This window comes from Bartonella sp. AA83SXKL (assembly GCF_042196965.1).
Classification (GTDB): Bacteria; Pseudomonadota; Alphaproteobacteria; order Rhizobiales; family Rhizobiaceae; genus Bartonella.
Window position 1 is genome coordinate 106,544 of record NZ_JBHIRG010000004.1, and the last position, 23,060, is coordinate 129,603.

The 23,060-nt window shown below is 39.3% G+C and carries 12 protein-coding genes; 8 read left to right on the plus strand and 4 right to left on the minus strand.

Going from position 1 to position 23,060, the window contains the following annotated elements; genetic code table 11:
- Positions 1 to 173: 173 nt before the first annotated feature.
- Positions 174 to 2,381, minus strand: coding sequence for a primosomal protein N' (locus ACFINO_RS03445; RefSeq protein WP_375655052.1), 2,208 nt, complete (start codon positions 2,379 to 2,381; stop codon positions 174 to 176).
- Between the two features lie 491 nt (positions 2,382 to 2,872).
- On the opposite strand from ACFINO_RS03445, the gene ACFINO_RS03450 reads away from it, so the two are divergent.
- A complete protein-coding gene (locus tag ACFINO_RS03450) occupies positions 2,873 to 3,058 on the plus strand; it encodes a hypothetical protein (RefSeq protein ID WP_375633460.1) in 186 nt (61 codons plus the stop codon).
- Positions 3,059 to 3,520: 462 nt separating this feature from the next.
- A complete protein-coding gene (gene fsa, locus ACFINO_RS03455) occupies positions 3,521 to 4,174 on the plus strand; it encodes a fructose-6-phosphate aldolase (protein ID WP_375655053.1) in 654 nt (217 codons plus the stop codon).
- On the opposite strand, the gene lptE is transcribed toward fsa, so the two are convergent.
- Both lptE and leuS read right to left on the minus strand, forming a co-directional pair.
- A complete protein-coding gene (gene lptE, locus ACFINO_RS03460) occupies positions 4,171 to 4,761 on the minus strand; it encodes an LPS assembly lipoprotein LptE (protein WP_375633462.1) in 591 nt (196 codons plus the stop codon). The two genes, fsa and lptE, sit on opposite strands and share 4 nt — an antisense overlap.
- Positions 4,748 to 7,390 (minus strand): leucine--tRNA ligase, encoded by a 2,643-nt coding sequence (leuS, locus tag ACFINO_RS03465; protein WP_375655054.1) that lies wholly within the window; start codon positions 7,388 to 7,390, stop codon positions 4,748 to 4,750. The genes lptE and leuS overlap by 14 nt, the downstream gene beginning before the upstream one ends.
- 165 nt (positions 7,391 to 7,555) lie before the next feature.
- On the opposite strand from leuS, the gene ACFINO_RS03470 reads away from it, so the two are divergent.
- The 6 genes from ACFINO_RS03470 (at position 7,556) to ACFINO_RS03495 (ending at position 15,567) form a co-directional block, all read left to right on the plus strand.
- Entirely contained in the window at positions 7,556 to 8,245 is a 690-nt protein-coding gene (locus ACFINO_RS03470) for a YggS family pyridoxal phosphate-dependent enzyme (RefSeq protein WP_375633464.1), read from the plus strand.
- 1,109 nt (positions 8,246 to 9,354) lie between these two features.
- Positions 9,355 to 9,669, plus strand: coding sequence for a hypothetical protein (locus ACFINO_RS03475; RefSeq protein WP_375633465.1), 315 nt, complete (start codon positions 9,355 to 9,357; stop codon positions 9,667 to 9,669).
- A 1,138-nt stretch (positions 9,670 to 10,807) separates the two neighbouring features.
- Positions 10,808 to 12,751 (plus strand): acetate--CoA ligase, encoded by a 1,944-nt coding sequence (gene acs, locus ACFINO_RS03480; RefSeq protein WP_375655055.1) that lies wholly within the window; start codon positions 10,808 to 10,810, stop codon positions 12,749 to 12,751.
- 537 nt (positions 12,752 to 13,288) lie between these two features.
- Positions 13,289 to 13,948, plus strand: a complete 660-nt coding sequence (gene ftsE, locus ACFINO_RS03485) for a cell division ATP-binding protein FtsE (RefSeq protein ID WP_375655056.1) — start codon at positions 13,289 to 13,291, stop codon at positions 13,946 to 13,948.
- The gene (locus tag ACFINO_RS03490; RefSeq protein ID WP_375655057.1) at positions 13,941 to 14,894 is read left to right on the plus strand and encodes a cell division protein FtsX; all 954 of its coding nucleotides are present in this window, start codon (positions 13,941 to 13,943) and stop codon (positions 14,892 to 14,894) included. The genes ftsE and ACFINO_RS03490 overlap by 8 nt, the downstream gene beginning before the upstream one ends.
- A gap of 4 nt (positions 14,895 to 14,898) precedes the next feature.
- Positions 14,899 to 15,567 carry a YdcF family protein gene (locus ACFINO_RS03495; RefSeq protein WP_375655058.1) on the plus strand — a complete coding sequence of 223 codons (669 nt, stop codon included), beginning with the start codon at positions 14,899 to 14,901 and terminating at the stop codon, positions 15,565 to 15,567.
- A 1,368-nt stretch (positions 15,568 to 16,935) separates the two neighbouring features.
- Here ACFINO_RS03495 and ACFINO_RS03500 read toward each other — a convergent pair.
- The gene (locus ACFINO_RS03500; protein WP_375655059.1) at positions 16,936 to 21,891 is read right to left on the minus strand and encodes a DEAD/DEAH box helicase; all 4,956 of its coding nucleotides are present in this window, start codon (positions 21,889 to 21,891) and stop codon (positions 16,936 to 16,938) included.
- Positions 21,892 to 23,060: the final 1,169 nt, after the last annotated feature.

Here is a 23,060-nt window from a genome sequence, read left to right on the forward strand (position 1 = left end):
AAGAAGAGAGGCGCTTCTGCTGGTTCTATCACAAAGATATTTTTTCCCGTGGCTCTACTTAATGCAATGTACATATATCATATTTTGCTGCCTGGATGCTTATTCTGAATAATACTAAGAGTTCAAGTAAAGCACCTTAAGCAAAGAGATCTTTACTTTATGCGATACTGGTTTTAGAAAAAACTTTGCGGATCAATATCAATTTGAACCCGAACGGAACTGGGCATTTTGGGTGTACCGCTAAGCATTGCATGTATAAACCCTTGTATATCAAAAGAACGCTGTCCCTGCAACAAAAGCCGAAAACGATAACGCCCCCGAACCAAAGCCAAAGGCGCTTCTGCTGGTCCCATAACCGAGATATTTTTTTCCCGTGGCGCTGCCTGACGCAATGCGCGCGCATAATGTTCTGCTGCTTGGCGCTGTTGTGCAGAAACAATCAAAGAGGCAAGCCGCCCATAGGGGGGCAAATGATAATGCTGACGTGCTGCAATCTCACGTGTGTAAAAATCTTCTGGCTGGCATGCAAGTAAGGCTTTGATGACCGGATGATCTGGTTGATAAGTTTGCAATAATCCTAAACTTTTCAATCCCACACGCCCTGCTCTTCCGGTAACTTGAGAAAGCAGCTGATAGGTACGTTCACTTGCGCGTAAATCGCCATTGGCAAGACCAAGATCAGCATCAATAACACCAACCAGAGAGAGCTTGGGAAAATGATGTCCTTTAGCGACCAACTGTGTTCCAATAATAATGTCCACATCGCCATTGGCAATGGCTTGTAATTCGCTTCGCAACTGCCCAATCCCTCCTTTGAGATCCGTTGAAAGGATCAATGATCGCGCTTGAGGAAAAAGCATTTGTGTTTCTTCTGCAATTCTTTCCACACCCGGTCCACAAGCTACGAGATGATCTAATGTCCCGCATTCAGGACAGGCTTGAGGAAGTGGTTCATGATATCCACAATGATGACATTTCAGTTGCCCTTGCGCACGATGTTCTACCAACCAACTTGAACAATCAGTACAATGAAAACGATGTCCGCAAATTCGGCATAAAGTTAAAGGTGCATAACCACGACGATTAAGAAAAAGAAGAGCTTGTTCGCCCTTATCAAGCGTTTGTTTTAAAGCCCTTTCAAGAGCAAAGGAAATAAAGCGCCCCTTTTGCACCCCTCCTTGGCGCATATCAACCACCCGCAACTGTGGAAGTGCTACTTCTTTAAAACGGGAAGGTAAATGTACCTTTTGATAACGCCCTCTTAAAACATTGGCTTGGCTTTCAATCGACGGTGTTGCTGAAGATAAGATAACAGGAAAACGCTCAAAAGAGCCCCGTGCAACAGCCATATCACGCGCATGGTAAAAAATGCGCTCTTCTTGTTTATAAGCGCTATCATGTTCTTCATCGACAACAATCAAGCCAAGCTCATGAAAGGGAAGAAAAAGCGCTGAACGAGCCCCCGCAACGACACGCACCCGCCCTTCTGCAACTTGCCGCCAAACGCGCTCTCTACGACGTGGCGTCAAATCAGAATGCCATTCCGCTGCCGCAGCTCCAAAGCGTGCATAAAAACGATCTAAAAACTGCTGTGTTAAAGCAATTTCCGGCAATAAAATTAAAACCTGCTTGCCCCCTTTGAAGGCTTGAGCGACCGCTTCAAAATAAACCTCTGTCTTTCCTGATCCCGTAACACCATCAAGCAAAAAAACTTGAAACTGAGAAGATAAAACACCTTCCCGCAACATTGTTGCTGCTTCATTTTGCGCTCCCTGCAACTGAGGGGAACAAAAATCAGGATCAGGCATGCCCACAAGATCAGGAGCAGGAACCTTAACATCTTCAAAAATTCCTAGCGCTTTTAAACCTTCAACAACAGAAACCGAAGTTCCAGCCGCATGTGCCAGACCAGAACGTGTCCATATCTTCTCACTGCGCACCAATTCCAAAACCCGTGACCGCGCTGGTGTGAGACGTTCTACATTTCCACCACAATATCGCAAACCCAGCATCTGCGCTTCCGGCTCTAAAGCAGCCGGTACAGACAAAACCAATCGTGCAACAAGACCAAAAGGCGCCATTGTATAGCGACTAACAAAACGCAAAAATGTGATCATTTCTGCCTTTAATGGGGGGCAATCAAAAACATGAAGCAGAGAGCGTAATTTTTCACGCGCCACCAAACCAGACCTTTGCCCATCTGCTGTCTTCTCTCCAACATCCACAACAAAACCGCAAAGCTCACGCCCCATCACCGGAACACGAACAAAGGAACCAACGTTCACCTCCATAGAAGAGGGAACTTTATAACTATAAGCGTGAGCAACAGGAAGAGGAACCAATACAGATACAATCTCTTCCTCTATCACGTTTGAATGCATCTTTTAAACCAATCTACGACCTCTTGAGCACCAACAGGTCTACACCTTATCTTTAAACACTCTTATAAAATTCATTGCAGGATTCAATCTCTCCCCCCTATCACAACATTTTTCTCACAAAAATTCTTTTTAATACTCATTTCATCACCAAAGTGCCAATAAAAAAACCAATCTCATCGTCTATAATAAAAAACTCTATAGCAAAAAAAAACAGCGCCATTCTTCTGTGCAAATAAAGCTCATCACTATAAGCATTCAACATGATATTGTAAGTGCGCTCTTCAACAAAGCTATCCCATAGTGTAACTTCTTCCCAACACACACGTTTATTTTTTTACCGCCTCATATCTCAATTTATCTTCAACAAACTGATTTATAAAGATATAATCATCATTTTACCTATTGTAATAAAACCCTCAATACGATGAATTTTTCTCATTTCAACCCCATCGAGGAACATTTGTAAATCCTTATTAATGAGAGAGTCTCCCATGATTTTAATTACAGGGAGAATAATATCGCAAATGGAACCGTTACAATATTCACCTTGGCTTTGTGCCAAAACGTGGAAACACATGCGTACATCTTTCAGCTTGATTGAGAATCAAGCAACAATACAAGTAGCACAAAAGCGTATTGTTGAAGAATGGGTAACACAGAATAAATCAATGTATTGACCATAAAAAAACACTTCATGTGTAAAATTTACATGCCTTCTTCAATGGTGTTTTACGATAAAATAAATCCATTCGCTTCTATCAAAAATGAGGTTAAATGTCCCCCCCTGAAAAAGGGAGGTATCTTATGATGCTCTCTCAAATATCAAGAGCAATCGCAAATAGGAAATGAGCAAAGTGTTTGATAATGCTAGCTTATTTCCATAAATATAAAAACACCGCTACGCAAAGATGCCAATACGCAAAAATGTTGATACGCAATGAATTCTATGCCTTATCACGAGTAACACTATGAAATGGGTGTGGAAACGATAAATCATATTTCTTTACCGAAAACGGGTACATGATTAACACCATAGCATTCTTGTTCTTTACACAGATATTAATTCTTTCTCTTGCTTTTACAGTCAACAATAGCGCATAACAAAAAATAAGATAAAAGCTAAAAAGAAGAGGTTAGATATGAAGTTTTTTGTGGATAGCGCCAATATCGAAGAAATTCAAGAGTTACAGAATTTAAGCCTTGTTGATGGTGTTACCACCAATCCCTCTCTTATCCTAAAATCAGGACGCAATATTCTTGATGTTACAAAAGAAATTTGTGCTCTCGTTAGCGGACCTGTTTCTGCTGAAGTTGCAGCAACGGAATTTGAAAGCATCATGAAAGAAGCAGCTGTTTTAGCAAAGGTTGCCGACAATATTTGTATCAAGCTTCCTTTAACACTCGATGGATTAAAAGCCTGTAAAGCCCTCACAAAAGAAGGACTAAAAACAAATCTCACACTTTGTTTTTCTGCCAATCAAGCCTTATTAGCCGCCAAAGCAGGTGCGACATTTGTTTCGCCTTTTATTGGTAGACTGGATGATTGTGGAAATGATGGAAGTGAACTGCTTCATGAAATTCGCACAATTTATGATAACTATAACTTTGAAACACAAATCTTGGCCGCTTCAATCCGCACCGTTAATCATGTCAAAGAAGCAGCACTCAGAGGTGCTGACGTTGCAACAGTTCCACCAACAATCTTAAAAGCACTGGTCAAACACCCTCTCACCGACAAAGGGTTGCAAATATTCCTCGACGACTGGAAAAAAACAGGACAAAATATTGCTTAATATCTAGAATTTTTATTGGAAAGATCTTTTGAAAGTAACAAAAAGATCTGTTCAGCCAACTCTTCCGCAACACGTTTTTTTGCATCTTCTTCTGCTTGCAGCGTTGCATATTCTTGACGAAGTCGCTCAAAAGATGCATTCATCATTGCTGTTCCTTTTGCAACAAGAGTATTTTTCATATCCTGCAAAGTATAAGAAGCTCTGCTCATAACAGTTCCAACAGAAGGTCGTCCCTTTCTCTTTTTCTCGAAATCAACCTCTATCTGCATCGATTCTCTTGTAAAGACGGATATCTGCAATGCCAATCGATAAGCAGGTAGAGAAGGTTTACCACCATTTCCATACAAAAGAAACAGCAGATGATTGCGCACCATTTGACCAAAACGATCCGAAGGTTCTTCCACAACAATAGAAGCAAGCTTTTGCGCTAACCCCAAAGAAAATTGTTCAGAAGAGTGCCCAGAAGCAGAATTCATTGTCATTGCACTCTGCAACTCTTGACGGTAAAGCGGTTCAACTTTGCATCCACACAACAGTGTAAAGACACAAGCTAAAACAACAAGCAGAAAACTTTTAAAGAACGACATTCACAATCCTTTGTGGAACAATAATGATTTTTTTCACAGGCTTTTCAACCAGCTGTGCCTTTACAAAATCTAAAGCCAAAACCGCTTCTTTAATCATCACCTCATCAGCAGTTGCTGCAATAGTTACCTCACCACGTTTTTTACCATTAATTTGTACCGGCAAAGTATAGCATTCCGCAACGGTTAACGCACGATCATAAACAGGCCAAGCAAGCGCAGATATTAATTTTTCCCCCCCTAAAGCAGCATGACATTCTTCTGCTAAATGGGGCATCATTGGTGCAATCATAGCAAGAAAAAAATCCATGGCTTGACGTAAAGAAGCTTTCATTTCATCGTCAACACTTTCTATCCTATTTAACAACGGCGCCATAATATTCAAGAATTCATAAAGGCGTGCAATAGCCCGATTAAAAGCGAATTTTTCCAAATCATCTTCTACAGCGCAAAGCGTGCGATGTGCAACCTTTGAGAGTTCCAAAGCTGCTCCCTGATGCCCTGCACAAGGCGCCACATCCTTTAAAATAGAAGCACTCACAGCTACATGGCGCCAAACACGCTGTACAAAGCGATGTGCACCTTCAACACCAGATTCTGTCCAAATGACATCCCGCTCGGGGGGAGAATCTGACAACACAAACCAGCGCACAGTATCAGCGCCATAGGATGCGATAATATCATCAGGATCAACGACATTCTTTTTTGATTTTGACATTTTCTCAATCGAACCAATTGTCACTTCACTTTGATCGGTTAATTTATAAGCACACCGCTTTCCATCTTTTTCAACAATGGAAATATCCGCTGGAGAAACCCACCCTTGATCATCTCGATAGGTTTCATGCACCACCATCCCTTGGGTAAAAAGCCCCTTAAAAGGCTCATCTACCGTCACATGACCGACCAATTTCATAGCACGCATAAAAAAGCGCGCATAAAGAAGATGCAAAATCGCGTGCTCAATTCCACCAATATATTGTTGCACAGGCAACCATTCAGCTGTTGCTTGTTTATCAACAGGTTCCTGCGCAAAAGGAGCCGTAAAGCGTGCATAATACCAAGAAGAGTCAACAAATGTGTCCATGGTATCGGTTTCGCGTTTGGCCGGTTGACCACAGGAAGGACAAGTAACATTTTGCCATGTTTCATGCCGTGCAAGAGGATTTCCTGGTTGATCAAAAGTAACATCATCAGGCAACACAACCGGTAAATTAGCACGTGGAACAGGGACAACCCCACAAGTTGTACAATGGATCATCGGAATGGGGCACCCCCAATAACGTTGACGTGAAATCCCCCAATCACGCAAACGAAATTGCACTGTTTTCTTCCCTTGCGGTTGCCCATTGAGCATTTGTTTTTCAAGCTTTTTAGCAGCTTCTTCAAAAGCTTGTTGGGGTGTTAAACCATCCAAAAAGCTGGAGTTGATCATCACCCCATCACCCGTATAAGGTGTTTCAGTAATAACAAAATCTTCTGCTTGCTCTCCTTTTGGCAAAACCACTGGTTTTATTGGAAGATCATATTTGCGCGCAAAATCGAAATCTCTCTGATCATGAGCCGGACAACCAAAAACAACCCCTGTTCCATAATCCATAAGCACAAAATTCGCGATATAAACGGGAATATGTACTGTTGAATCAAAAGGATGAACTGCCAAAAGGGGCGTGAGAAATCCTTGTTTTTCAGCTGTTTCAAGTGCTGCCGTTGTCGTTCCACCACACCGACAGTTTTCGATAAAAGCACTCAACGCTTTATCTTTCTTTGCCAAAGCTTGTGCAATGGGATGGTCAACAGACAGAGCTAAAAAAGAAGCGCCAAAAAGTGTATCAGGACGTGTTGAATAACAAACAACCTCATCAAATGTCTCACAAACATCATCAACACCACTTGTTGCCTTTAAAGCCCAACGAATCAGTAAACCTTGCGATTTTCCAATCCAATTTTTTTGCATGGTGCGAACTTTTTCAGGCCACTGCTCCAGCTCTTCAAGCCCAGCCAAGAGCTCTTCACTAAAGTCACTAATTTTGAAAAACCACTGCGTCAATTCACGCTGTTCCACCAACGCACCAGAACGCCATCCCCGCCCATCAACAACCTGTTCATTGGCCAAAACGGTGTGGTCAACAGGATCCCAATTCACCTTAGCCACTTTACGTGCTACCAACCCCTTTTGATAGAAATCAAGGAACAACATTTGTTGGCGGTGGTAATATTCCACATCACAAGTTGCAAATTCACGCGCCCAATCTAATGAGAGTCCTAATTGTTTTAATTGCCCGCGCATGACCGCAATATTTTGATAGGTCCAAGTTTTAGGATGCACTTTACTTTGCAGAGCAGCATTTTCAGCCGGCATACCAAAAGCATCCCAGCCCATAGGATGAAGCACATTAAAACCCTTTGCCCTTTTATAGCGTGCCACCACATCCCCCATGGCATAATTGCGCACATGCCCCATGTGAATACGGCCAGAAGGATAAGGAAACATTTCTAAAACATAATATTTTTCACGAGCATCTTCTTGAAGAGTCTGAAAAATTTTCTTTTCATCCCAAATTTCTTGCCATTTTTTTTCTCTCGCACGTGGATTATAGCGTTCGCCTATATTATAATGTTCAATCGTCATTCCCATTATACTCTTTTAATAAAACAGAACCAAAAACTTGTTTTATTATGCTTGACCATGGATTAACCTCATCGTCAACATTTTCGTGAAATATTTCCCTAAGTATTTTATAAAACTTTTAAAAAAACGACCAACTCTTGAACAAAAACGGTAAAGCACAAAAACATGAATACACAAACGCCCCTCGATACCCCTTCCATTGAAGCATGGCAAAACCTTCAAAAAGACATTGCAGCAATATGCCAAGAGTTACAACGCCCTGTAGAAGAAATTGAACTTATCGCTGTTTCAAAAACTGTTTCTGCCGCTGATATACGACCCCTTTTGCAAGCAGGACAATCTTTGTTTGCAGAAAACCGCGTACAAGAAGCGGCACAAAAATGGACTGCTTTACGTCAACAATTTGAAAATATTAAACTTCATCTCATCGGTCCCCTACAATCAAATAAAGCCGCCGAAGCTATCAAAATTTTTGATGTCATTCAAACGGTTGATCGTGAAAAAATAGCCAAAATTTTATCCGAAGAAATGCAAAAACAAAAAAGGCATCTTCCTTGCTATGTTCAGGTTAACATTGGCTTAGAACCGCAAAAAAGTGGTATCTCACCGCAAGAAGCGACATCTTTTGTCAACCAATGCAAAAACAACTATGGACTTGATATCATCGGTCTTATGGGCATCCCCCCTGTCGATGAAAACCCCGGACCCTATTTCGCGCTCTTAGCAAAATTAGCAAAACAAGCAGGTCTTTCAAAGCTTTCCATGGGTATGTCCAGTGACTTCAAAACCGCTCTACAGTTTGGCTCTAACGTCCTTCGCATTGGCTCTGCTTTATTTGGAAAACGCCCTGTGTAAAGCAATTTCCCCTCATATAAATTCATTCCCCCCTTCATATAAATTCCCATTGAAGATTCTACGAACAAGCCAAAAACAGCAGAAATGAGAAAAAATATTTCCTTCAATATCAATAAAAGAGCAATTCTAGCAAAAAAGATTTCAGTCCCTCTTTCATCCTGTTAGCAAAATAAGCAAAAAAGCTGGTCTTCTCAAAATTCTCACCGGCACATCCACAACACGTACAATAGATTTAAGATAGCATTGCAATTTGGCTCTCATATTCTCGCACATTGGTTCTACTTCACCTCCCCTCTGACCGCCTCTCCAGCAAAAGCAACGTAAAAAATAAATCCTTATATAAAGGCAAAATGATAAGAGAGGCGTTGCGCATGAATGAAAAAACTATCGCGAAATAAATAATTGCAAAAGAATATTCAATACGATTATCGCAATGATTTCCATTAAAAATCATGAATTCTCTTAAACTTCTCTAACACGCGTAAACAATTTCCCCACATGCAAATGGCGTAAAGCAGGCAAAAAGAGGCTTATGGCTGCATAATACAGTAACAAAACTCTTTCATGTAAGCCACTTGAGCAAAATAAACATCTTAAATGCTCAATAGAGCACCAAGAACCGCGCTAAACAACATGAATAGCAATCTATAAGGTCCAACGATAGCATAGAGGCTTTCTATGCTCTACAAAGCATAAAATACGGTCAATATTCGCCTGAAAAATAAAAGAACTAATCCCAAGCATATGCGCATAATACATGCAGGCAAAACAATGGCAATGAAACCGATTTCAATAACGATATTTCTTTATCGTTCTCATAAACAAAGAGAAAAACACCAATTTTTTTCATATACGCAATTTTTCTAAATTTAAACTTTAATTAAGGAAAAATATGGTGATTTTTCTTATATTTTAAAATATTGCAAATAATATTGTTATATTATAAATAATAATATTTCATTATATACATAATATAGTTATTATTTATACAGTATTTTTATTGTTATTTTTAAAGTTTATCTTTGACATTTCTCTAAAAATACGTGATAGCCATTTGAAATGTATCATTGTGATACTACTTTTAATGTAGATAATTAAGGAGAATTAATATGTTTGGTTCATTCAACACATTCGGTCATATGGCGACAAAGCCTTCTTTTGGTCATTCGCACAATTCAAGACCTTTTCATGGAATATCAAAACATACTCATGGAAATGCATGTAGCTTTAATGGTTTTGCTAATAACATGATTTCACACGCCTCTACACTAGGAGCTCAGGGAGGGCTAACAGGAGCAGCAGGGGGAGCTCTGTTTGGAGGACTAGGAGGTGCTCTTACAGGTGGAACTGTAGGTTTGGGAGGGGGGCTCATTGGAGGTGCTATTTATGGCTTTGGACAGTCAGCTTGGAATTGTTGGTTCTAATTTATAAAAAGTAGCTACAAAGATATCTCTGAAGATAAATAATTCTGTAAATATATTCGAAAGAATATACCAAAATTAAATATCTACATCTGTGGATAAAATAGTTTTCGGAGATATCTATTGTGAATCACATCTTATAATCAGGATTTTGTTATAATGAATATTCTTTATGAAATCATAAGACTGTTTTGCATTCTCATTGTATTCATCCCTATATATACTATTGGTTTAAAAAAAATTGGTGGCTACAGTTGGAAACTATCTATAAAATCAACATTATATACAGTAATTCTGTTCATTATTTCTGATAGTTTATGTAGATACTTCGGTTTATATTAATTATTTATCGGATGAGTTTCGAGTATACTGAACAAATTTTTTCATAAGTATTTATTAATCTCATTACTATAACTAGGATTTTGTTATAATGGATATTCATTATGAAGTTGTAAGAATGTTTTGCATGTTAATTATAATTACTCCTATAATTGCCATTTCTTTTAAAATATTCAATGGCGTAGGTTGGAGATTGTCTATTATAATGGCATTATCGTCATTTATTATGTTCTTTATTTCTAATTTTTTGCGTAGATATTTTAGTTTATATTAATCTTTATTTGATGAGTTCCAAGTACACTGAATAAAGTAGCGATGGTGCTATTAATGAGTGATTATGATTTACAATGACAGATTTTACTCATAAAATTATTGAATCGCTTATAGCAACGTTTTTTTCTGGTTTAATATATATTTTTTATTATAAGTTTATTTATTATAGTTGGAAAGATTCTCTAAAAAAATCATTATTAATAAGCTCAATATTCTTTCTTGTTAGTCTTTTATTTAACGATATTGGTTTATATCAACTTTTGAGAAATATTTTATAATAGACATTTTTTAAATGTCTTAGTGTGTTTATAAAGAGCTCTATACCGCAATAGGTTTTGCTATATTTGAGTATCCTAAAAACATAGAATACCCTCTTTAATATCATCACATCAGATTTAAAAATTGACTATTCTAATCTTTGTCATTTAGTCTAACCTCACAATGAAAAGCTTTTGGGAAAACTCTGCCACAAATATAACCATACAAAAATACAGCGGCAGATTTTTCCAAACAATAAAAAGAGGGAAACATGACTGAAAAAATTTATCCAATATCAGAAGAGATCAAAAAAAATACTTTACTTGATGAAGAAACTTATCAACAATGGTATCGAGAAAGCATCAATGATCCAGAAAGCTTCTGGGCAAAACACGGTAAACGCATTGAATGGTTTAAACCTTTTACAAAAGTAAAAAACACTTCTTTTAACGGAGATGTCTCCATTCAATGGTACGAAGATGGGATAACAAATGTTACCTATAATTGCATTGATCGCCACCTGAAAATCCATGGAGACAAAATCGCGCTCATTTGGGAAGGAGATAATCCTTATCATGATAAAAAAATAACCTATAACGAGCTTTATGAACATGTTTGTCGTTTTGCTAATCTTTTGAAAAGTCGTGGCATTAAGAAAGGCGATAAAGTAACCATTTATCTTCCTATGATTCCCGAAGCAGCCTATGCTATGCTTGCTTGTGCTCGCATTGGAGCCATTCATTCGGTTATTTTTGCAGGCTTTTCTGCTGAAGCAATAGCAGGACGCCTTGTTGACTGTGAATCAACCTTTATGATTACCGCTGATCACGGCTTGCGTGGCGGCAAACGGATTAACTTAAAAGACAACGTTGACCATGCTATTGAGATAGCAGCGCGCCAAAACGTGCATGTGGACCAAGTCATGGTTATACGGCGGACTTGTGGACCCATTCAATGGATAGAGGGACGTGATTTTTGGTACCACGAAGAGATAGCTCATGCCAAAACAGCTTGTCCACCAGAACCAATGAACGCTGAAGATCCGCTTTTTATTCTTTATACTTCAGGCTCAACCGGCAAACCCAAAGGTGTTTTGCATACCACAGCAGGCTATCTTGTTTTTGCCGCGATGACACATCAATACGTTTTTGATTACCACCCCGATGAAGTTTACTGGTGTACAGCTGATATTGGTTGGATTACCGGTCATTCTTACTTGGTTTATGGACCTTTATGCAATGGTGCGACCACTTTAATGTTTGAAGGCACACCAACCTTTCCTGACAAAGGAAGATTTTGGCAAATTGTCGACAAGCATCAAGTCAATACACTCTATACCGCACCAACAGCTATCCGCGCCTTAATGGGAGCAGGAAATTCGTTTGTTGAACACTCAGACAGAACGTCGTTGCGTCTTTTAGGCACGGTAGGCGAACCGATTAACCCAGAAGCATGGGAATGGTTTTATCATATAATTGGAAATGACCGTTGTCCGATTCTCGATACATGGTGGCAAACGGAAACAGGAGGGCATATGATCACGCCCTTACCTGGTGCAACCCCCCTCAAAGCAGGATCAGCCACACGTCCTTTTTTTGGTGTTCAACCCCAAATTGTTGATGCCCAAGGCAATATTTTAGAAGGTGAAGCAGAAGGCAATCTTTGTATCAGTGATTCATGGCCAGGACAAATGCGCACGCTTTATAAAGATCATGAGCGCTTTATTCAAACTTATTTTTCCTCCTATAAAGGAAGATATTTTACAGGCGATGGTTGTAGGCGCGATAGTGACGGCTATTACTGGATTACAGGGCGGGTTGATGACATTCTCAATGTCTCGGGACACAGGTTAGGAACTGCTGAAATTGAATCAGCCCTTGTTTCTCATCCCGCTGTATCAGAAGCAGCTATTGTGGGTTACCCGCATCCCATTAAAGGACAAGGAATTTATAGTTTTATCACCTTAATGGAAGGGACAGCGCCAAGTGAAGAGTTACAAAAAGAGCTTATTAAACATGTAAGACAAGAAATAGGTTCTATTGCCATATTGGATAAAATTCAATTTTCCCCACAGCTTCCCAAAACGCGATCAGGAAAAATTATGAGACGTATTTTACGAAAAATCGCCGAAAACGATTTTGATACTCTCGGAGATATCTCAACTCTTGCCGAACCACAAGTTGTTGAAGATCTGATTGCTAACCGACAAAATTAAAGAACCCACGAAGAAATATAACATACGGTGGTTTTTGTTTTTTTTGCTAAAATTATCTCAGCATTATTACGAAAACCACCGAGGAGAATAAAAAACAAAACAATTCATGAAAAGCTCAATCATTCTAACAACAAACGCTTTTCTTCATGAGAGGTAAGAAATAATTTAAGCAAAAACCTCAGGATTGGGATACGAACAAGAATAAGAAAGTAAGATAAAAAGAGCAACATAGCTTTTTAAAATCACCTAATGTCCACTCAATGCAAAAAAAGCCTCTGAGTAAGAAGGAAAAATAGTTCTGATGTTTATGCTAGAATCCCTTTGAAATTCCTGCTAAAATCATAAATAAGGCTAAAAAAAGAAAGTATAAGTGATAATATTCTTGAGCAAAAATATTTATCTATAACGAGGGTGTATAAAAAATATTGAAAACCATGAAATCTAAAATAAACAAGCTTACAACAAAAATCTAAAGCAATGAAAGTAAGAGTTATTAGAATAAATGATGCAATATAAAATCAGGAGTAATAATAAAAAGTGATTCATTTTGAAAATGTCGGCCTACGCTATGGAATGGGCCCTGAGGTCCTTCGTGATATTAGCTTTCATATTCCTCCTGGATCATTTCAATTTCTCACAGGTGCCTCTGGAGCAGGGAAAACGTCGCTGATGCGTCTTATGTTTTTAGCACTCAAACCCACCCGCGGTCATATTGATCTCTTTGGAACAGACACAGCATTACTCAAACGACAAGAGCTCCCTGCGCTGCGACAACGTATCGGGGTGGTTTTTCAAGATTTTCGTTTACTCGACCACATGACCACTTATGAAAATGTTTCCTTACCTTTACGCATTAAAGGACAAGAAGAAGCAACCTATCGCAGTGAAGTGGAAGATCTTCTCTGTTGGGTAGGTCTTGGAGATCATATTCATGTTTTACCACCAGTTCTTTCCGGTGGGGAAAAACAAAGGGTAGCCATTGCACGCGCACTCATTGATCAACCTGAAATTCTACTTGCCGATGAACCCACCGGAAATGTCGATCCGCCCTTGGCAAAACGCCTCCTGCGTTTGTTTATTGAATTAAACCGTTTTGGAACGGCTGTTATCATTGCCACCCATGATATTGCCTTAATGGAACAAGTTGCAGCACGGCGTATGCTTCTCTATAACGGACGGATGACGATTCATGAATAAATTTTTCTCCGTTTTTACCAGCAATAAAAAAAATACAACAGCGATTATTCCCAGTGGTAATATTTCTGGAAAAGCATTGGTTGCCGTGATTGCTATTATGACATTTCTTTCAAGCCTCACCTTAATCGGAGTTGATTTGGTCCAACGTGCCGCCGAAAATTGGAGTAATCAGATTAGCTATGAAGCAACAATACAGATACGCCCCATTGACAATGTTGATATCAACAAAGCACTCCGTGATGCCGTACAATTGGTTAAAACCTTTTCTGGTGTACAAGATGCAAAAATTGTTGACCAAAAAGCCACTGAAAAGTTACTGGAGCCATGGCTTGGAACAGGCTTCAATGTCAATGAACTACCCCTTCCCCGCCTCATCATTGTGACCCTGAAGAGAAATGAAAAAATCAATTTTGCAGCCATTAATCACGCCATTAAAACCCAAATTCCAGGAGGTCAATTTGATGATCACCGTGTTTGGGTTCATCGTTTTGCGACCATGGCACACACCACTGTTTTCATTGGTTTTTCAATTTTAGCATTGGTTTTAGGCTCTCTTATCCTCACCATCATTTTTGCCACCCGCAATGCATTGGCAGAAAATACACATATTATCAATGTCTTATATTTCCTTGGTACTGAAACTCTTTTCATTGCTCGCCAATTTGACTGGCATTTTTTTAAAACTGCGCTGCGTGGTGCTTTATATGGTGGTCTCACAAGCATCTTTCTGTTTTCAGCCTTTTGTCTCTGGACGAATTATAACCTAGGAAGAGCAGAAGCCAGCCAAATAACGGCTTTATTAGGACATATTTCCATAAGTTCCATTCCTTATGGCAAAATCACTCTGCTTATTATTTTTGTTTCTTTTCTCACCACCCTTACCAACCGCATGACTATTTTAGCGCAACTGAAAAAAATCGATCAATGTGAAAACGGTTTATTTTAATTTTATGACTTACAACAGCCCCAACTCATTGATGCAAAAAAATTTAGACCGCTCTATTCCAAAACGTCCCCACTATAATAGTTGGTCTCCCTGCTTTTTATTTCGCTATTTTCCACCGACAACCCTTACTCTTTCAATCATTGTTTTAATTTTCTGGGGCGGTTTTATTATTTTTTCTGAAAAAACCGAACGACTTGTCCCCCCAACACCTCTTCCCAAAGCCGATGCTATCATTGTGCTTACAGGTGGAGAACACCGAATAGAGACAGGACTTCATCTCTTACAAAAGGGGCTTGGTTCACGACTCCTCATCAGTGGCGTAAATACCTCAACAAACCTGAAGAGTTTCATGCATAACATGCATATTAACCCACAGCTTATCTCCTGTTGTATTGACATTGGGCATCAAGCGATTAACACCAGAGGAAACGCCGAAGAAAGCGCTGCTTGGATCGAAAAGCATCACTATAAAACCCTTTATATCGTCACCCATGATTACCACATATGGCGCTCGATGCGTGAACTTAAATATCTCATGCCTGATATCCATTTCATTGCTTATCCTGTGAAGAAGAGCAAAGCTGAAAGCACAATACAACAGATCAAGCAAGCCCGTATTCTCATATTCCAATATATTAAAACACTGCAAGTCTATATCAGAACCGCCTTCTGACCTTTCTCCCTGATCTTTATTCTTGTGACTTTAAACCTTGCTACCCTCTGACTGCTTTACCCTTCTCTCCATACCTTTCCACACGAATTACCGCCATAAAAGCCCGCCAGAACTTCCCCCCATACAAAGCACAACGCCCCGATACACGTGTCACTGTCTTGCACATTAACCAAAAAACATCTCTTACATCCCAAACATATCTCACAACACGTGATCTATCTAATGCCATCCCCAATATAGAAGACAGCTCTTGTAAATAAATCTTCCCAGATAGCTATAAGATCAAACTTGTCATAAAAATCTATTTACACCACTGCCTTACCCTTCATAAAAAATGCAAACCGCCCCACCCTATATTTTGCCACCCCCAAGTATTACGATAGCTCTTACGCCACTTGGGATGATTGGTAAGAGAAATGCTTTACGCCTTTCTTAAACACGCACATACCAACCTCATATGACATGCAAAGAAGTAATTTTAATAGATTTAAAATAAGAAAATTTATAATACTTAGATTTCTCATTTAACAGAGAGAACATTAAACTATCATTATAAATCAATATATTAGTAACTACTTCTTCATTCTACAAAGCATCTTCATAAGAGCATTTTAGATCACAGATAGGAATAAGCTCAAAACGCACACCGCGACAAATACCCTACATTTTTTATCGCAATCTTTTTTGAAATCATTTCGCTCTCTAAGATCACTTTTTGTCTGGTTTCCTCCCCAAAAAAGAACGAAAATTTTTAAACTCTATTGATCTGTAAACAATAATAACTCAGCTTCTTGTCTAACGCGTTCTCCCTGCTCACTTCAATATCAGAACACCTCAAAGGACAGATTTCATGAGAATTGTGATTTCCTCTCAACATCTCAAAGGACGATGATTCCTATCAGCAACGATTTGTAAACAATCCACTTTCTCTGGACAAGTTCCTCTCAGCTTCCCCATTTATATGGTTTACTCACATAAAGCTCGACAAGAAAACCCTGCCTGAGAATATTCATCACTGCCGCTAAAGCTCATGCGTCATAATTTTAGCGACCTCACTGCCTAAGGTGCTTTATCACATACAATATATTGATTTATAATGAAAATTTATTACGCTTCAACTTGAATGAGAGCTCTCAATATCATCAGATTCTCTCATTTCAAATCTGCTCTCTATTGAATCAATCAAAACCATTTTCTTGCACATCACATAGGACTTGCACATCACAAAGGAAGAGAGCCTGCGCAGCGTAAAACTGTACAAGAAAGGCACGCCTCTTATGGACTGTCTCAAGTGTCGAGGGCTTATCGCAAAACCCACGAACGAGCAAAGTATATGAGAGTGCCAGCTTGTTACGACTCGAGACTATTTTACCGCACGATGGATAATTTAACCCTTTCAGTTTCTCTCACTTCCAATTTTGGAAGATTGCGCACAATTTTCATCGTTTCTAAACTTACCGTAATAACCCGTTGAAACAATTCCAATGGATAAGCTGGATTACCCACCGTTTCAACAGCATAGCGATTAGCATCATTAACAAGTCCATTCGCTTTATCCGTTTTGACAACCTGCCGCTCCATCACCCATTCAAGAGCAGACCTGCCATTGACCACATACTCATAAGCTTCAAGAGGAATATTCTGTATCGTGATATGCGCATTATAAACCACTGTGCTCTTATCAATAGCACCACGCTTACCAGCAAATTTCATCGCTTCAACACGATAGAAACTCTTCTCATCAGAAATCACCCAAGTTCTTGGATCACCCTGTTTATAGGTAACGGGATAGGGTTCAACCTCTTCATAATTCATATGCAAATCACCAAGCTTGCGCCCCGCTGTAACAAAAGCCCAAAAATCTTCTACTCTTTTGACCGTTGGAATACGCGGCAATTGTTTAGATAAATTATGCGCATAACGAGCACGATAATCTTCAGAATGCAAAATCCCATAAACATAATAAAACAAATCATCCTTTGTTATCATTTCACCAGGATAAGCTGCCTTAAAATAAGCCAACCCTTCATCCGTAAGAGCATCACGCCGCTCTAAACCAGTTTCTTTGCTTTCCTCTGCAAAATTTGCAAACAAATGAACCTGATTCCCTTTTTTAGCTCCCAAGGACACAGCATCTTCATAAACATACCGTGGAAAACATTGGCCTTTCTCCATTGCATCCAAGCTAGGCAAGCCCCTACTCATCAGAACAGAAAATCCACTGCTTGCTCCAACTCCCGTAACTTGTATCACCTTATTTTCAGCCGCCTTTTCTAAAGGAAAGATACGTGGCATTTGGTATACTCTCTCATTAAAAACACGATTATAATAAAGCCACTGTTGTGTAAAAGGACGATAAAGGCTCTGAGTAATATACGTATCTTTAAATTTAAAAGCCTTTCCCCTTATTAATTCTTCTTTAAGGCTACTACTCCAACTAATCTTTTTAGCATCTGTATTGACAAAATCGTTCACAGCATTTGCACGCATCTTGCGATCAGAATGCGCATAAGCATTATTAAAACGTTCTACTTCACTGTTATAGAAAGCAATCATATTGCGCATATTTTTTGCTAAAGATTCACGGCTTGAATTATATGCCCAAGCATCACGACCCGTTTGTATACCACGAGAAAAATTTTCAAAGAGCTTTTTATCACTGCCCTTCTTATCACCTAAGGCTAGAAATTTTTCAAAATCACCATTACGTTGATCTAACCAATCGCCATGCTCATCTGGTGCAATCATCTGCCAACCGTGTTCACGCTTGATACCGTCAACACTGTCTAATCGCTTAAGTTCAGAGAGTTTCTCTTTTGTCGTGAGATTATCCCCAATATCATGATAGTAAATTTTACAAGGCTCAGAAACATTTGGATTTTTAACAAACAGTGTCACAGCAATTCCTGTCATACTTCCACTTCCAAAAATATTTTGCCCTTCTTGAGCACGTCCTTTACTCATCATATTTTTACGAATATCACCCCGTAAATTGAAAACATAAATACTTGAAAATTCTTCATTCAATTCTTTTCGTAAGCCATTCATAGAATATCCACTGATAAAACCCGCATTTGTCACAAAACCAATAACACCACAGTCTTTTATGCGATCACTTGCCCAACGAATGGCACGAATATAACTGTCATAAAGTCCATTAACATTGCTCGCTTTGGACTGAGCAGCATAAGTTTCACGGATGCGACGATCCAATTTAGGATAGCTTATATTCTGCGCATTATCGTTTTCATTTTTTTGTCCAGAAGAATAAGGGGGATTGCCAACAATAACACGAATATCCAGTTCCTTCTGGCGTGAGCGACGAGTGCTGTTATCCACCAACAAATCACTGATCAGGTCTTTTTCTTGCTCATAAAGCTGGAATGTATCGGTTAAACAAATTCCCTCAAACGGAACATAACCTCCCCCCATCAGACCATGATAGGTTGTCTCAATATTAATAGCTGCAATATAATAGGCTAAAAGCATGATCTCATTGGCATGGATTTCATGACAAAATTTGTGTTTCATCTCCTCTGGTTTTATCAAACCCGATTGTAAAAGCCGCGTGATAAAAGTCCCCGTTCCAGTAAAGGGATCAATAATGTGAATACCCGATGAGCCAAGCGTTTGCCCAAATTCATTTTGCAAGACATCATTGACAGAGTTCAGAATAAAATCCACCACCTCAACGGGCGTATAAACAATCCCTAATTTTTCGACCGTACGTGGAAAAGCATAACGGAAAAATTTATCGTAAAGATCTACAATTAATCTCTGCTTGGCTTTTGGATCCGTAATGCCACTGGCGCGTAATTTTACACTTGCGTAAAATTTTTCCAGATCTTTGGATTCCTTATCAAGATTTGCCTCATCAAGCACATCAAGCATACGTTGCATAGCACACGAGACAGGGTTCTCACGTGTGAACTGATAGCCTTCAAACAACACCTGAAAGACAGGACGCGTGATAATATGCTGTGCCAACATCTCAATCGCATCAGCTTCTGTAACAGCATCATTTAAATCATCACGCAGTTCTGCCACAAACCTGTCAAAGGCTTGACGCGCCTTAGTATCTGGCTTTGCCAGAATACCTGTTAATCGTGCAATATGATTCTTAGCAATTTCCGCAATATTGCTCGCCCAATCCTCCCAATAATCACGTGTCCCACATTTCTTGACAATCTTTGCCATGATGGCACGCGAAATCTCATCCACAGGGAAAGCAAGCTCCCCTTGTCCATCTGTAAAAAGGACATCACGCTCCGCTATACCAATGCCCAATCGTGCTGGTTGTGCGCGTAGTGGAAGATTGTCTACAACAGCCGTAACAGCCTGTAACTCAGTGCTCTGCGTGACACCAATAATCTCAATCACATTGCTGATATCTTGCCCGAGGGATGCCTTATTAATCGTCGCATCAAAACGATCATCATGCGCACGCAAAGCATTTAAAATTTGCCAGATAACCCGATATTTATCATTGTTGTTCAAAGCCTGTTCCACTGGAGTATCAGGAGGAATGCCAATTGGCAAAATGACATATCCCATCTTTTTGCCTTCAGAGCGACGCATCACCCGCCCAACCGCTTGCACAACATCAATCTGGCTTTTGCGTGGATTTAAAAACATGATCGCATCAAGAGCCGGAACATCCACCCCCTCAGACAAACACCGAGCATTGGTCAAAATACGACAAACATCCTCACCACTATCAGCTTTCAACCAGTCAAGTAATGCACCACGATCCTTCGCATTAAAAGTGCCATCAACATGCTCAATTTCACACTTCAGAAAATGCTCATTTTCTGTATCCTCTTTCGTATAATCAAGATATTCTCTAACAACCGTAGAAAACTCATCACGCACAAGTTCAGAACTTTTAATAGTTTTACAAAATGCTAAAGCACGATGCATAGGATATGAATCCGTACCAACATCAGCCTTCATATTTTGTTTTGTCAAAGCCTTATAACAGCCAATAATCTTTGTTGCATCATCAAGAATAAGCTCAGAATCGCTATCACTAAGGCGCTTCTGAACAGCGGAACTGACCAATTTTTCGTCCATTGCTAAGACAATAACCTTATAATCTGTTAAAAGATCATTTTGTACTGCCCATGAAAAACCCCGATAAAAAAGTGTTTTACCAAAAAGCTTTTCATCATCCATCGAAGCAAGAACGGCATTAACTTCATTCGCGCGACTTTTTGCGTTATCACCAAAAATACGTGGTGTCGCTGTCATATAAAGGCGCTTCTTGGCACGAATAACATCATTAGAATGCACCTTAACAAAATTGGATTCATCCTCTCCCACCAGCGTTGCCCCTGTTGTACGATGCGCTTCATCACAAATGATAAGATCAAATGTTGGCAAACCATAGTTTTTCTGAGCTTCCGCAACCACCTGAATAGATTGATAGGTTGCAAACACTACGGTCATCTTATCTGCAATACTCTTCCCCACCTGTTCTGCAAGTTTAGCAGCATCGGTTGTCGCCGGAAAAGCAAGATCAAACACATCAATTTCAGCAACATCATCACTGTTTTTACGACGCTTTCCCACTTGTGTATCGGAACAAACAGCAAAGGATCTCAATCCGATTCCTGCATCCGTTGTCCATTCACGGACCGTCTGTGACATCAGTGCCAAGGAAGGAACAAGAAACAAAACAAACTTGCCTTCACCCGCCAAATCCTCAGCAATTTTAAGACTGGTAAATGTCTTACCCGTCCCACAAGCCATAATAAGCTTCCCCCGATCTGCTTGAGCAAGCCCAGCACGCACATCACGCAATGCTTCCAATTGATGTGGACGCAACTTCTTTTTATCCTCCAAAACAACTTTGCCCTGGGCTGCAAAAGTTTCCCAACGGATCGGACTTTGTTGTATATCGGAAAGATTAATCCGTATAACAGGAATATCCTGCCCCCGTATCATTGTTTCAGCGTTATCACTCCAAGCACTTTCAGTACTATCTATAATAACACGCCGCTTGAATGGAGCTTTCCCTGATGCCGAAATAAAACTATCAATATCTGCTTTTTTAATTCGATAGGCTGCATCATAAAATTTACATTGGATTGCCGCAAAACCCCCTCCATCACGAAGCTTTGCCACAAGATCAATACCAGTATCATGACCATTCCAATCATTTTCATGAGCCCAATCTTTAAAAGTTTGAACCTTTTCATAACACCCAGACTGAAGAGGATCATGTGTTAGATAAGCAAGAGCAAAACGCTCAAAATATGTACCTTTATCTCGTTCGGTACGCGCTTCATCACGATATGTCTGTAAAAGCGATTGCAGCGTCATGCTTCCCCCCAATGAAAAATACCTTCAACTATCGAATCTAAACCAATTCGTCAATGCTCATTGTTCTACCCAAAAAACTTAAAATTGCTTGATTTTAAGATATTTCTTCTATGCTTAATTAAATCAACAAGAGAGAATCTTTTGATCCTTTTGAGCATCCCTCAAATCATATGATGTATTTATTGATGTCTATATCCCTATGGAAATAAACGGTAAGGCGTGATGATTTTGAAAATATTTTTTTCCTTTTGTTAAGAATAAAAAATAAAGCGCGCAATAATTTTAGGATTTAGCTTAGGAATGAGAGGGGGGGAAATGGATACGACACCTGCGAACACACAAGACACCAAGGAAGAAACTCCACACACAAAACAGCGCATTTTACGAACGATCATGCATATAATTTCACTATAATACGCAAAATATTAGTCGTGATATTCAAAATATTGATTTTTAAAATATTTCTTTATCTTTTGTTCTTTCGTAGACTAATTATTCGCTTCTTATACTTTATAGCGGGTGGCTTTAGAATTCTTTTTTATCTGTATCGGACTTGTAGCAGGAGGGAGAATACCATACCAACTAGACATACCATTGCTCATCACTAGCGCCATTATGTTCTTTAGCAGCATAACTGCAGCTTGGTATTACGATGTTCTCTTACTTCATCTCACACCTGCTGAATATGAGCTTATTCTTTTTCAATGAATGAAAACCCTTTTCATTCATACATCATTCAAAATAAGAAGCGATCCGCCTCTCAAACTTTTTGTCGTCCTCACCAAACTCATGAAATCAAATCCGCATCTTCACGATATTATTTCTTAAGATCGCGCCCCCTACCGAGTATCTGACGGCATCCTTACCCTAGAAACTCAAATGGCTTGTTTATCCTTCAGCTCCAAAATCATGAGATAAGGCAGAAAAAAGCGATGCCTTAAACAAAATATTCTAAAGAAGCTACGTTACTCAAATAAAGGAACAGAAAATGACAGTGTCTTAGGTCACATTTTAAAACTTGAGCAAGATCATAATTTATTTGCATAAACCTAAACACCTATAATTTGCACCACCCTCTGCAAAACCAAAAGTGAGAAATCCACATAACCTCTTTTCCGAAAATCTTAAAAAGACTAAACGAAACCTCTTAAACTGCTCAGCTATCTCGA